Source organism: Wolbachia endosymbiont (group A) of Chalcis sispes (assembly GCF_964026765.1).
GTDB classification, from domain to species: domain Bacteria; phylum Pseudomonadota; class Alphaproteobacteria; order Rickettsiales; family Anaplasmataceae; genus Wolbachia; species Wolbachia pipientis.
On record NZ_OZ034697.1, the window covers coordinates 1,090,647 to 1,104,265 of the forward strand.

The 13,619-nt window shown below is 34.9% G+C and carries 13 protein-coding genes; 6 read left to right on the top strand and 7 right to left on the bottom strand.

The genetic code is table 11. From position 1 onward, the window contains the following. Positions 1 to 29: 29 nt before the first annotated feature. From pnp to AAGD72_RS05515, 6 genes are read right to left on the bottom strand one after another with little or no spacing between them, the layout of a single operon-like run. On the bottom strand, positions 30 to 2,303 hold the full coding sequence (gene pnp, locus AAGD72_RS05490) for a polyribonucleotide nucleotidyltransferase (protein WP_341814751.1): 2,274 nt from the start codon (positions 2,301 to 2,303) through the stop codon (positions 30 to 32). Positions 2,304 to 2,317: 14 nt separating this feature from the next. Next, positions 2,318 to 2,590: a 30S ribosomal protein S15 gene (rpsO, locus tag AAGD72_RS05495; protein WP_006279944.1), complete on the bottom strand. Its 273-nt coding sequence runs from the start codon at positions 2,588 to 2,590 to the stop codon at positions 2,318 to 2,320. Between the two features lie 12 nt (positions 2,591 to 2,602). Then, on the bottom strand, positions 2,603 to 2,941 hold the full coding sequence (locus tag AAGD72_RS05500; protein WP_231115842.1) for a hypothetical protein: 339 nt from the start codon (positions 2,939 to 2,941) through the stop codon (positions 2,603 to 2,605). A 7-nt stretch (positions 2,942 to 2,948) separates the two neighbouring features. Beyond that, positions 2,949 to 3,356 (bottom strand): transposase, encoded by a 408-nt coding sequence (locus AAGD72_RS05505; protein WP_341814752.1) that lies wholly within the window; start codon positions 3,354 to 3,356, stop codon positions 2,949 to 2,951. Between the two features lie 19 nt (positions 3,357 to 3,375). Continuing rightward, positions 3,376 to 3,576, bottom strand: a complete 201-nt coding sequence (locus tag AAGD72_RS05510; protein WP_010082383.1) for a hypothetical protein — start codon at positions 3,574 to 3,576, stop codon at positions 3,376 to 3,378. Next, positions 3,560 to 3,889 carry a transposase gene (locus AAGD72_RS05515; RefSeq protein ID WP_007548762.1) on the bottom strand — a complete coding sequence of 110 codons (330 nt, stop codon included), beginning with the start codon at positions 3,887 to 3,889 and terminating at the stop codon, positions 3,560 to 3,562. Before AAGD72_RS05515 ends, AAGD72_RS05510 begins: the two co-directional genes overlap by 17 nt. Positions 3,890 to 4,199: 310 nt before the next feature. Between AAGD72_RS05515 and AAGD72_RS05520 the strand changes: the two genes are divergently transcribed. After that, positions 4,200 to 5,279, top strand: a complete 1,080-nt coding sequence (locus AAGD72_RS05520) for a hypothetical protein (RefSeq protein WP_341814753.1) — start codon at positions 4,200 to 4,202, stop codon at positions 5,277 to 5,279. Here AAGD72_RS05520 and AAGD72_RS05525 read toward each other — a convergent pair. Then, a protein-coding gene (locus AAGD72_RS05525; protein WP_341814566.1) for an IS5 family transposase occupies positions 5,265 to 6,054 on the bottom strand; the annotation gives its coding sequence in 2 pieces (ribosomal slippage) (positions 5,265 to 5,792 and positions 5,794 to 6,054; 789 coding nt in all). The two genes, AAGD72_RS05520 and AAGD72_RS05525, sit on opposite strands and share 15 nt — an antisense overlap. A gap of 77 nt (positions 6,055 to 6,131) precedes the next feature. Here AAGD72_RS05525 and AAGD72_RS05530 point away from each other — a divergent pair. The 5 genes from AAGD72_RS05530 (at position 6,132) to AAGD72_RS05550 (ending at position 13,615) form a co-directional block, all read left to right on the top strand. Continuing rightward, positions 6,132 to 8,009: an ankyrin repeat domain-containing protein gene (locus AAGD72_RS05530; protein ID WP_341814754.1), complete on the top strand. Its 1,878-nt coding sequence runs from the start codon at positions 6,132 to 6,134 to the stop codon at positions 8,007 to 8,009. Between the two features lie 120 nt (positions 8,010 to 8,129). Then, on the top strand, positions 8,130 to 8,579 hold the full coding sequence (gene smpB / locus AAGD72_RS05535) for an SsrA-binding protein SmpB (protein ID WP_007548863.1): 450 nt from the start codon (positions 8,130 to 8,132) through the stop codon (positions 8,577 to 8,579). A gap of 6 nt (positions 8,580 to 8,585) precedes the next feature. After that, the gene (lgt, locus tag AAGD72_RS05540; protein ID WP_341814755.1) at positions 8,586 to 9,377 is read left to right on the top strand and encodes a prolipoprotein diacylglyceryl transferase; all 792 of its coding nucleotides are present in this window, start codon (positions 8,586 to 8,588) and stop codon (positions 9,375 to 9,377) included. A 690-nt stretch (positions 9,378 to 10,067) separates the two neighbouring features. Further along, on the top strand, positions 10,068 to 11,813 hold the full coding sequence (locus AAGD72_RS05545; RefSeq protein ID WP_015589192.1) for a type I secretion system permease/ATPase: 1,746 nt from the start codon (positions 10,068 to 10,070) through the stop codon (positions 11,811 to 11,813). Positions 11,814 to 12,175: 362 nt separating this feature from the next. Then, a complete protein-coding gene (locus AAGD72_RS05550) occupies positions 12,176 to 13,615 on the top strand; it encodes a hypothetical protein (RefSeq protein ID WP_015589193.1) in 1,440 nt (479 codons plus the stop codon). Positions 13,616 to 13,619: the final 4 nt, after the last annotated feature.

Sequence of the window (13,619 nt, forward strand, 5' to 3'; positions counted from 1 at the left end):
TGACGAGAGGTAACGCAAGAAGTTTACTCTTAATAAAAACCTGATGATGAATCATTATTACCAAATTTCGGCCTATTTCTGTTGCTGAAACCAGAACGAGGACGAGGAGGCCTCTTATGGTGACTTCCTCCAGGTTTTCTACTAAATGAATTATTGTAATAATTATCCCTGTCATTTGGACCATCTTTCCTTTCCTCGTTGTAAAGCTCACCTTCAAAAAACTCTCCCGTCTCTTGGTCAACCCGACGTCTTGACAACTTTGGACACCCACCTTTTTCGAAGTCAATTACTAGTGCTTTGAAAGTATCATCTTGTTTAAGTACGCTCTCTATAGAATCTATATGTTCATTAGCTACTTCACTTATGTGCATTTTTCCTTTTCTGCCATTAAGAAATTCAAGCTCTACAATAGACTTCTCTATTCTTACAACCTTGACATCAACTATAGAACCTTGTTCTAGTTCTGTTATTGAATCAATCATCATACTCTTTGCAATTTCAGCTTCAATGCCACTCGTAGCAAAAACAGAAACTTTACCATCATCTCCTATTTCAATTTTTGCATTACTTCTTTCACACACACTGCGTATATTTTTCCCCTTAGAACCTATAGCAGCAGAAATTTTGTCTTTATCTATGTAAAATGATAACATCCTTGGTGCATGGTCTTTGACATCATCACTGTGTTCTGAAATCACTGCATTCATTTTTTCTAAAATATGTAATCTTCCAGCTTTTGCCTGTTCTAAAGATTTTTCAACAATTTCAAAGCTTATACCAGAAATTTTCATGTCCATTTGTAGCGCCGTAATCCCTTCACTAGTTCCTGCTACTTTAAAGTCCATATCACCAAGATAATCTTCATCACCAAGTATATCGGAAAGTATTACATACTCGTCTTTATCTTTGATGAGACCCATAGCAATTCCAGCAACAGGGGCCTTTATTGGCACACCCGTATCCATTAAAGCAAGAGAAGTCCCACAAACTGTTGCCATAGAAGAAGAACCATCAGACTCCAAAATTTCGGACACTACTCTTATTGTATAAGGAAATTCAGACTTATCGGGTAAAACAGGATGAATTGCTTTCCAAGCAAGTTTGCCATGACCGATTTCTCTTCTTCCTGGTGCACGCGCAGCAGAAGTTTCTCCAACAGCAAATGAGGGAAAGTTATAATGCAACATGAAATGCTCACGTCTATCCCCTTCAATATCATCCACAATTTGCTCATCTTGAGTGGTGCCAAGAGCAGTAACAACCAGTGCCTGAGTATTGCCTCTTGTAAATAGTGCAGAACCGTGAGTTTTGGACAGAATATCAACTTCAACTTCTATCTGACGTATCTCATCATGCTTACGACCGTCTATCCTTACACTTTTCTTCCTAATTATTTCACGTACTAAAGATCTTTCAAAGTTTTTTACTGCATACGTAATTAACTTTTCGTCTTTTCCAGTTTCTTTAAGAGTATTCAATATATTCTCTCTGATCGCTTCTAGAGCTTGAACTCGCTCTTGTTTTACTGTTTGCGAATATGCTTTTTCAAAATCTTTACCGTGTTTTTCGAGCTCTTGTGTTATATCTGATGCATCAATAGGGGCAAAGCTCTCAGGTTTATTGCCAATTGTATCAGCAAACTCTTTTATGAGCTTAATGACAGGCTTAAGGTGTTCATGGCCAAATTTTATTGCATTAAAAACATTTTCTTCAGAGAGCTCTTTCACTTCTGATTCAACCATTAAAATTGAATTTTCATCACCAGACAAAAACAGATCCAAGCTGCTTGCTTTCATCTCTTGAACAGAAGGGTTGAGTATATAGTTATTATTTTCATCACAACCAACCATCACTCCAGCTATAGTAAAGTGAAAGGGAACACCAGAAATTGCAAGAGCTGCAACAGCACCAATCAATGCTGGCACTTCAGGAGGATTGACTGTATCATAAGTTAATAGATTGCACACCACACTAATTTCATCATGAAATCCTTCTCGGAATAGTGGTCTTATACTTCTATCTATTACCCTTGAGATTAAAGTTTCTCTATCAGATGGCTTGCCTTCTCTTTTAAAAAAGCCGCCAGGGATCTTACCCATGGCATAGCTTTTTGCGATAAACTGTACATTTAAAGGAAGAAAATCAACATTTTCTTCCTTCTTTTTACTTACAACAGTTACTAAAACAGAAGTATCACCGTAATTTACAACTACTGAACCATGAGCTTGGCGTGCTATTTTTCCTGTTTCTAAAGATAAGGTACGACCACCCCACTCTATAGATTTTTTTATAATTTTAAACATACTAAATTCCTCGATTATTTTCTAATGCCTAACTTCTCTATTAATTCCTGATAGGCTTCATTACCAAATTTACGCTTTATATAATTTAAGTGCTTGCGTCTTCTACCTATCAATATAAGTAAACCACGCTTAGAGTGATGGTCATGCTTGTGCACTTTAAAATGCTCAGTTAAGTTACTGATCCTCTCGGTCAAAATTGCACATTGTACAAAAGATGAACCTGTATCATCTTCTTTAATTGCATATATATTTATCAAACTCTTTTTCTTTTCGGATGTTATCGACATCTAAACCTCATTTTAAATATTAAAAACACGAATAGGTTTCACACAACCATAAATAAAACTGCAGATTGCAATAGGTACACTACCCACCACCGTACAACAAATATCATGATTCTTTAAATTACGCAAGTTATTTAATACAACTTCCTGACCTTTTCTGATTTTCCCCGCATCTTCTAGGGAAATTTCAACTTTGAACATCGATTTTAAAGCCGATTCAATGGGGATGACGAAACTTTTTGTATTACTCCCTGTCACTCCATCATCTTCTGTCATCCCACCCCCCTCTGTCATCCAAGTAGCTGACACTGGGATGGCTTTGTTGCATCGCTCTTCGGATAGTAGGTAACGCACAATAAATTTATGAAGCTATCTCAAATTTAGCCATGCCTATTTCAGTAAATTTGTTAAGCAAATAACATTTGAGTAGTAGTTCCCTCTCACGATTCATTTCAGATTTGTTCTTAAAACTAAATCCAAATGTCTTTTTTAATCGCGAGAAAAAACCTTCTATATAAGATCTTTTTCCATAACTCATCTCTTTTTTCCACTTCTTTATACCATCTTCATCATATGACTTTATGAGCTTGACTGCAGAATTTCTCTCAGCCATATAGTCTAACTTTGGATGCTCTGCTGCGTTGTTTTTCGGAGGAATTTTCGTTTTTATACCATATTGATTACACAGCTTATAGAGCTTTTCTCTGTCATATGCCCTATCTGCATATAGTACTTTTATGACATACTGAAAATCGACTTCTTTTAGCAAATCACAAGCTCCATAGTGATCAGCCGTTACTGTATTTTACAGCTATGGCTTTTTTGCTGTTTGTATTCAACATTACATGCAATTTTCTTGTCTGTTCATAGCTGCGATACTTTCTATCTTCGCTATTTTCTTTGCTATGACCAGGAGTGTTGTTGTATATACTAATTCCTGTACTGTCTATAGCAATTTCGATATCTTCCATATTATTTTCTGCAATCATTGATCTTAATATTGAGTTTCTTAAACCTTCTTGATGATTGTGAATAGCTGATAACTTGCAAATTTTTCCCAATTTGCTCAAGGTATCCTGCTATAAACCCAACTGTTTGCCTCAGGCCTATTCTAAATAAACAAGTTATTATGTGCACCAAAATTACAACTTTATCGCTATAAATATTGTTGCCACCTGGTATTTTTGGACCATTCTCGTACCACTTTTCTATGGCTTCGTTGATATAATGAAAAATATTTCCTCTTTTTTCTAGAAATTTGTTATATTCGCTATGGTTACTGACCCTCATTTTTTGTGGCATATTTTTTCTTTCAAGGTTAAATGGCTATTTTATAATGAATTTTGTCAGTAGCCACCAGATTTTTTCAGTTGCTATGCAACAAAGCCCACTGGGATCCAGGAAAGTTTGCTTGTGAGCAAGCAAACTAGTATAGAAAGTGGTTACAACATTTTCGATGAGATTATATGGAAAACTGGATCCCAGTGTCAGCTACTCGGATGACAGGAGAGGGGACTGGGATAGCAAGAGAAGAATTCTGAAACGACAAACCTCAAAAAAAACTTATGTAAAATCTAGCATTAACGAAAATTATACTTTTTTCATGCATGCTATGGTTTTTATAATTAACGGAGAGTGTGATATGGCGTTAGGTGATCAATTGAATGCTAAGACAGAACAAGAGCTCATAGACGACGGTGCTTTTATAAATGCTTTAGTAGAAAAGCTCGCAGCAGGTGTTGGTAATAGTGGTGTTTATACTAAAACTGCTGCAAATACTGCATTTGTTAAAACTGATGGTTCCAATGCAACTGAAGCTGGTGTAACTGCTATGCTAGGCACACTTAGAGGAAATAACCAAGTTGTTAAAGCTAACGGTGACAATGCAACTGAAGATGGCGTAAATGCTATGCTAGACAGACTTACTGGAGCTAACGTAGTTGCTAAAATTGATGGTTCTAATGTAGAGGAAGCTGGTGTAAATGCTATGTTAGGCAAACTCACTGATAAAGTTGTTAAAGTTCCAGATCTCATTACTAAAGTTAACGTTCTTGGTGATAATGCAACTGAAGCTGGTGTGAAAGCTATGTTAGATAAGCTCTCAGCAAACGAGAGAGTTGCTAAAGTTTCTGATCTCACTACCAAAGTTAATGTTGCTGGTGACAACGTAACTGATGCTGGTGTAAATGCTATGTTAGACAAACTCACTGATAAAGTTGTTAAAGCTACAGAGCTTAAAACAAAAGCTGCAGAAAAAGAGGTCGTGGATGCTATAACTGCTTCTTCTGATTTTACAAATAAGGTATATATTAAAGCTGCTCCAGCTGATGAAGTTTATACTAAAACTGTTACAGATACTACGTTTGCTAAAATCGATGCTTCTAACCTTACAGATGCAGCAAACAAGAAAGCTTTCGCGGAAGCTATACTTCCTGCACAAGACGGCGACAAATCAATTTTAGTGGATAAATTGGGGGACGCCATAGCTAGCACAGATAAAGCAGAGTATAATGTTGGAACTGAACAAACAGCAAAACAGTTCTTAAACAGTAGAGGGCTAATTCCATCAGAGGATGCAATATTTACTAGACTCACAAGCAATGACAATTTCAAAACAAGCGTTGCAATGAATGTCAATGCTAGTGATACAGGATTTCAAAATGCTGTAAGAACCTGTTTAAAATCTTCGTAATAGGAGAGAAATGAAGGAAAGGACAATCATTTGCAAGCTGGTATTGAGTTTACGTTCGCAATTTTTCCATAGCCGTCTACACTTTTCTAACCAAGCAAAAGAACGCTCAACAACCCATCTCTTTGGCAATACAACAAAAGAATGTAATTCACTGCGCTTTATTACCTCAACAGTTGCACCAATAATATCTTTTATTTGGGTTGCAAAAATTTTTCCTGTGTAGCCTGCATCAACCAATATATTTTTGACTTCAGAAAGGGTATCTTTAGCATTTTCAACCATTCTTACAGCGCTACTACGATCAGTTACTTCTGCTGTTGTTACATAAATTGCATGTGGTAGACCTTGAGTATCAACTGCAATATGACGCTTTATGCCTGAAATCTTTTTACCTGCATCATAGCCCTTTTTTTCAGCAGTATCTGTGTTTTTAACACTTTGAGCATCAATTATACAGAAGCTAGTTTTCTCTTTCCGACCATTGTTGATACGGATCTCTCCAACCAATTTTTTTTAAAACTAATTCCAACAAACTTGGTTCTTCTCCATTCTTTTTATTCCACATTTGAAAATAGTAATATACGCTTTCCCACCTTGGAAAATCTTTTGGCAACATTCTCCACTGGCAACCACTTTTTAGGACGTATAACACTGTACGAAATACATCATACAAATCAAGTTTTCTTGGTCTCGTTTTCTTCCTGCTACTCTCTAGTATTGGTCTGATTTTTTCAAATTGCTCTCGACTCATATCACTTGGATAATTTTTACGCATAGATATACCTCATTCTTAATCTACCACTATTTTACCTCATCTCTCCGAGATTTTAAACAGGTTCTAAGGAAGTCAAATTGTTACATCTTGCTTCTTTTTGGAACTGTGCAAATGTAGCAAAAGCTCTGATTGAAAACGGAGCAGATATTAATGCAGAACATGATAATAAAATTACTCCTTTACATATTGCTGCTCACTATGGCCACGAAGATGTAGTAACCATTCTAACTGGAAAAGGAGCAATTGTTGATGCAAAAAATGGTGATGGATGGACTTCTTTACATTTTGCTGTTGAAAAGAACCACAAAAATGTAGTAAACACTCTAATTGGAAAAGGAGCAAATGTTAATGCAGAAAATGATAAAGGATGGGCTCCTTTACATCTTGCTATTACAAATGGCCACAAAGAGATAGTACAAGTTCTATCAAAAGCAGAAGGAATCAACGTTGATGCAAAAAATAGTGATGGGTGGACTTCTTTACATCTTGCTGCTGCAAATGGCCGCAAAGATATAGTAGAAACTCTAATTGAAAAAGGAGCAGATGTTAATGCGAAAGACCATTATAAATGGACTCCTTTAACATTTGCTTCTCAAAAAGGCCATAAAGCGGTAAAAGAAGCTCTATTAAAGGCACAAGAGAACATCAAAGCTTTGCATTCAGCTGTTAAACATAATAATGAGGAGGAGGTGAAAAACCTATTAAATAAAGGAGTAAACGTTAATGCAAAAGATGATGATGGATGTACTCCTTTACATCTTGCTGCCAGAGAGGGCTGCGAAGATGTAGTAAAAACTCTCATTGCAAAAGGAGCAAATGTTAATGCAGAAGGTATTGTGGACGAGACTCCTTTACATCTTGCAGCCAGAGAGGGCCATAAAGATGTAGTAGACATTCTAATCGCAAAAGGAGCAAAGGTTAATGCAGAAAATGATGATAGATGTACTGCTTTACATCTTGCTGCTGAAAATAACCACATAGAGGTAGTAAAAATTCTAGTTGAGAAAGCAGATGTTAATGCAGAAGGTATTGTGGACGAGACTCCTTTACATCTTGCAGCCAGAGAGGGCCATAAAGATGTAGTAGACATTCTAATCAAAAAAGGAGCAAAGGTTAATGCAGAAAATGATGATAGATGTACTGCTTTACATCTTGCTGCTGAAAATAACCACATAGAGGTAGTAAAAATTCTAGTTGAGAAAGCAGATGTTAATATAAAGGATGCTGATAGATGGACTCCTTTGCATGTTGCTGCTGAAAATGGCCACGAAGATATAGTAAAAACTCTAATCGCAAAAGGAGCAAAGGTTAATGCAAAAAATGGTGAGAGACGTACTCCTTTACATCTTGCTGCTAAAAATGGCCACGAAGATGTAGTAAAAACTCTAATCGCAAAAGGAGCAGAGGTTAATGCAAAAAATGGTGATAGACGTACTCCTTTACATCTTGCTGCTAAAAATGGCAAAATAAAAGTGGTGGAAGTTCTGCTACACACTGAAGCAGACCCTTCATTAAAAGATGTTGATGGAAAAACGCCAAGAGACCTTACTAAATATCAAGGTATAATTCAGCTTTTAGAGGAAGCGGAAAAAAAGCAAACGTTAAAAAATGAGAATAAAAAAACGCCAAAGGATCTTACCGAAAATAAAGATGTAATGCAGCTTCCAGAGAAAAAGGAAGAAAAACAAATTGGAAAAAATGCAATTGTGAAAGAAAAAGAACAATCTGCAAAAAATGCAATTGTAAAAGGTGTTATTGTGTGTTTTGTAACTGCAGTGATAGTTGGTGTTGCACTTGCATTTGCTACTGCCCTATCTGTACCAGCAATAATTGGACTAGCTGCAGGATCTGCGCTCATAGTTGGTGCTGGTCAATATATAATGTCAAAGCCTAAAACTGAAATGAAAGAAGTAAAGGAACTTGTGCCTAGAGAGACAGAAAAAGCACTTACTTGATTTTTGTTATCCTGTTGCTATCAGACTAGCCTGGCACCTTATATTTATTGGGATAACTGTTTTATTATGAATTAAGTCAAAAACTCTGTAATATATTGAAGCTTAAAGATATCTTTAGATATGGAAGTTATTGCAGAAAATAGGAAAGCAAGGTTTGAATATTTCATCTTAGAAGAATTTGAAGCGGGTATGGTCTTATTAAGCAGTGAAGTTAAATCGCTAAGAGAAAGAAAAGTAAATATTTCCGACGCCTACGTTGTTGAAAAGAATAGCGAAGTATGGCTGCACAATATGCATATTGCAGAATATAAAGCTGCGAACCGAAAAAATCATAAACCAAAAAGGGAACGTAAATTACTCTTGCATAAAAAGGAGATAAATAAACTAATTGGTCAAATCAAGACTGCTGGGATAACTGTTGTGCCGCTTTCGGTCTATTTTAACGATAAAGGATTTGCAAAAACTAAAATTGCCATTGTAAAAGGAAAAAAACTCTACGATAAGAGAGCAACCATAAAACAGAGAGAGTGGGATCGTGAAAAAAGTAGATTGTCTAAGAATAATTTATAGCAAAATATGTCTTTAAATCCAGTAATTTTCAGCATCGGTCCTGTTTCTATATATTGGTATTCCTTAGCCTACGTTTTGGGTATAGTGTTTGCATATTGGTATTTACATAAGCTAGATGACCAAAAAATATTTACTAAGAATTTTTACGATTCGTTATTAACAGCCACTATTGTAGGTATTATCCTTGGAGGTAGACTTGGCTACGTATTGATATATGATCCAGTTCTTTATATAAGCAACCCTATTGAGATATTGAAGACCTGGGAAGGAGGGATGTCATTTCATGGTGGTGCTATAGGAGTTTTGCTTGCAGTAATAATCTCCTGCAGAAGACATAACATTCCTATATTTTATGCACTGGACCTAGTTTCTTGCGGAGTTCCCATAGGTTTATTTTTAGGTCGCATAGGCAATTTTATAAACGGAGAGTTATTTGGCAGAGTTACAACTATGCCATGGGGTATGGTATTTCCAGAGAGTGGTGATAATTTGCTGCATCATCCAAGCCAGCTTTATGAGGCACTTTTTGAAGGACTGCTACTTTTTGCAGTTGCAAATTCACTGTTTTTCTTAACTAGAATAAGACTGTATCACGGTGCGTTAACTGGTATTGCAGTTATGTGGTATGGAATAGCACGTTTTTTCGTTGAGTTTTTTCGCGAACCAGACTATCAAATTGGCTATTTGTGGCTTGATTTAACTATGGGGCAGTTGCTTTCTATACCTATGGTTTTGCTAGGAATGCTTGTATATCTAGGCGCATTAAATTTAAAATTTAATACGAAATCTGTCACATAGAGAAAAGGTGAGTTCAATAGAAAAATGTAGCCAGAAGCCCCACATTATGCACAATTGTACGAATTTTCTGCGTTGCAGTAGAATGAATCGGTGGGCTTTGTTGCATCGCTAGCTATGATGGATTAAAGATAAAAAAGGTGGAGAATATCAGTAGCTTATTATTCTGGTATTTATAACAAGAACGGTCAGTGAATACCTAAATTTGAGTAAAAGAAATTTCACTACCACTCACTAATCCGGCTAAAATTCAAGAATTTCAATGCTTTAGCTATTTTCAATAGAATTAAATTTATTAATATAAATAACAAATTACTATTCTTAAATTTGATCAGATTGATTGCAAAAAAACAAGATTTTCAATAAGTTGCTTATAATCCTAATTATAGTTAGCCTTTCATAAGTAGCGATGCAACAAAGCCATCCCAGTGTCAGCTACTTTCATGACACCATTTGCTGTGCAGTTTACCTTCAAAAATGAATGTTCGTACAGCTATGGAATGAATCGCGGTATGACGTAGCTTCGCTATAGGCAATGAAGGAAATATTAACTATACTTCTTTTTACCATTGTTTATATTTCCTATTCACATATATTAATATTTTACTCACTTAAAGTAAGCTAACTACCGTTATTAATATTTTTGTAATAAAAATTGTATATGGTGCATGTAATCAAATTAAGAGGAAGATTGTGGAAATTACGCCATCAATAAAAAAAGAATTGAAGCAAAGTACTCTATATGTTTGCCTAGAAAAATGCAAAAGTGCATTTTGGTTTATCTTTTGGTTTAGTGCGGGAATCAATTTATTAATGTTATTCCTACCACTTTATACCTCTCAAGTGCTTGATCGGGTGATATCGAGCGAAAGTGTATCAACACTAACTATGCTGACAATTATCACTTTATCTGCATTTGCATGTTCTGCAATGCTTGAAACTTGTCGATATTTAGCCATGGCAAAAATAGGTGATTGGATCGATAAAACTGCAACACCAGATCTGATAGTAAGGTCAATCAGGCTAACGTCAGTGCAGAGCTCAACTTCAAGTGGTGAAGCAATACGAGATCTCGGAGTGATAAAAAATTTCATTACAGGAAATGGTATATTCTCACTGTTTGATACTCCATGGTCGTTAATTTACCTTGTTGTGATTTTCATGATACATACCTCCACGGGGTTTATAGCTATTACTGGAATTATTATATTAGTCTCTATGGCAATATGGAATGAACTTGCCACTAAACGAATATTACAAGAAACCAACGAAGAAACTATACGGAATATCAATGCTATAGATGTTGCAACAAGAAATGCAGAAGTGGTTGAAGCTATGGGCATGTCAGAATTCATAGTCTCTGATTGGTGTAAACGAAATGATCAGAATCGAGCAATGCAAATTAAAGCACAAAATCGCTCTAATGTAATTACTGGAATCACTAAGTTTTTGCGCTCAACTCTGCAAATATCAGTAATTGGAACAGGTGCATTACTTGCAATCACAGCTCATAAGACTGCCGGTAGCATCATCGCTGCTTCAATTTTAATGGGTAGAGTATTAGCACCATTTGATGCTGCGGTTCATACTTGGAAGTTTTTAAATCAGGCTAGAATGTCATATGGAAGGCTACAAAGACTTATATTAACATCGCCAAAAAGAGAGCAAACGATGGCTCTACCAGAACCTGAAGGAAAATTGGAATTTGATAGAGTATTTTTTACTCCTTATGGAAGCAATAAGCCGACAGTAAAAGGAATATCATTCATTATAGATCCTGGAGATGTAGTTGGTGTTATTGGTGCAAGTGCTTCTGGTAAATCCACTATCGCAAAATTAACTGTTGGTGTATGGAAGCCAATATCTGGTGTAGTCAGACTAGATGGCGCTGATGTATATACTTGGAATCGAGAAAATTTTGGTAATTATGTTGGCTACTTACCTCAGGATATTGAGTTATTTAACACTAGTGTCAAAGCTAATATTGCTCGCATGAGGCCAGATCCAAATCCTGAAGAAATAATCAAAGCAGCAAAAATTGCAGGAATACATGAACTAATACTAAGCTTACCAAATGGATATGATACAACAATAGGAGGTCCTGGAGGAGTAACGCTCTCTGGCGGCCAAAAACAGCTTCTTGGACTTGCCAGAGCTTTTTATGGTCACACAAAACTTTTAGTACTTGATGAACCAAACGCTAACTTAGATAGCAATGGAGAGGCATGCTTAATTAATGCAATTGGCATTGCAAGAAAACAAAATACTACTACTGTTATCATCACTCACAAGCTACCGTTATTGTCCGTAGTTGATAAGGTGATCCTCATGTCAGATGGTGTCATTTACGCTATGGGACCAAAAGATGAGATTTTGAGCAAATTAGTTGCTCCATCATCAAGTACCACAGAAGATGAGCGCTCTTCAGCAAATGGTTAGTTTACTTACAATAAATTCTGTATCTGAAATAACAACTGTTCCAGAAAAATATATATTTCTTTACCATTAGAAATAATATTACAAGAATAGTAAATAGATTAATAACTCTTATTAATTAAAGTCAATCGGCAGATATAGCTAAAGTGGCTTAGGTTTACCTACAATTTGAAAAACAACAAATTCGTCTTAATGAATTTTCTTAATTTGTTATCTAAATAACTTAATATTAGTGGTAATTTTATAAAAAAAATTATAATATAAATAATGTTGCTGCGAAAATTTATAACAATATTTCCCTCTAACGTTTAATGAATTTCAATAAATTGCCTTTTTAATTCTAGATAAGTATATGCTTTGTTAATATGTTTAGTTCAAAATCCAAAAGTAAGTTTATGCTTTCTATTGGAGAAGAAGGCATAATGTTACTATATTTTAAAAATAATACTTTAAATAAAAGGTATTTTGTTAAGGGCAAAAACGATAAAGCAGTTTCCGATTTAATTTCATGTCTTTCGTCAGATAAAAAAGCACCTTTATACCTGGTGCTTAATCATGCAGATCAAAATTACTCGCTACAGTTTATTACAAGGGCAAACAAGATTAGTGCCTATCTATCAGCAAAAACAAAGATGGAGCATTTTTCTCGTAATAATGACATAAGTTCAGTTTTTTTGGTTGAGAAGCCAAACAAATTCAATCAAAACTGGTGCTATCTTCTTGTTTCATCAAAAGCAAAGCATTTAGTAGAATATTGGTTGAATGTGTTTATTGAGATAGGCTCCAACTTTAAGGGAATATTAATGTTTCCTATAGAAATAAGTAATATAACAAAAAAGATTCTACATAAAGATCCTAATAATTGGAAAATTATAGTTGCTGCAACTAAAACGGGAGGCTATAGACAAGTGGTTCTTAAAGAGAATAAAATGGTATTTACGCGCTTAACATCATTTACTAATGATAATTTACCAGGAATTATCGCTGGTGGAATATATCAGGAAGTGCAAGATACTATTCGATCCTTAACTAAGTTTGGGTTTGAAAAAAATAACCCTATCGACCTTTGTATCATAGTGTCAGAAGATATCAAAGCTAGTTTATCAGTCATAAATTTTTCAGAGAACAGTGTGAACATATTAACTCCATATGAGTTAGGCAAACTATTAGGAGCAGAACTAGCTATAAGTGAAAAAGATAACTTTTGCGATACCATAATTTTGTTTCATAGCTTTAAGAATAAATTAGCAGCTATTTTTAATACAAAGGAAACTAAAGAATTTTATCTATTCAATTACCTTTATTTAAACTCTCCTCGAATTTTTCTATACTTCGCCCTGGTTTTAGTTATAACAAACACCCTTTGTTTGCTAAATTTGTATTCAAATTTCAATGTCGCTGATAATTTATCAGCAAAGCAGAACACCTTAAATAACCAATTAACAAAACTTAGCCAAAGCTATAATGTAAAAAAAATAGATGAAATTTATGATTTTATTAATATCAATAATATTTTATCAAAAATAGAATACTCTCCTCTTACACAAGTTAAGTATGTAGAAAAGTTAAAAATACCAGGTATAGAGCTTCGATCATTTGAATGGAATTATAATGAGGCAAAAAGTTATATTACCACAACTTTAAAGTTTAATTTTCAATCCGGTAAAAATATTTCTCATCAATACGAGAAACTACGAAAAAATTTAAACGATAATTTTCGTACCTATGACATTAATATTTCTAGCTTACCTGCTGCTAAAGAGCAAAATCTATCTATTGATGTTGAAATAGGAGAGGCAATGTAGATTA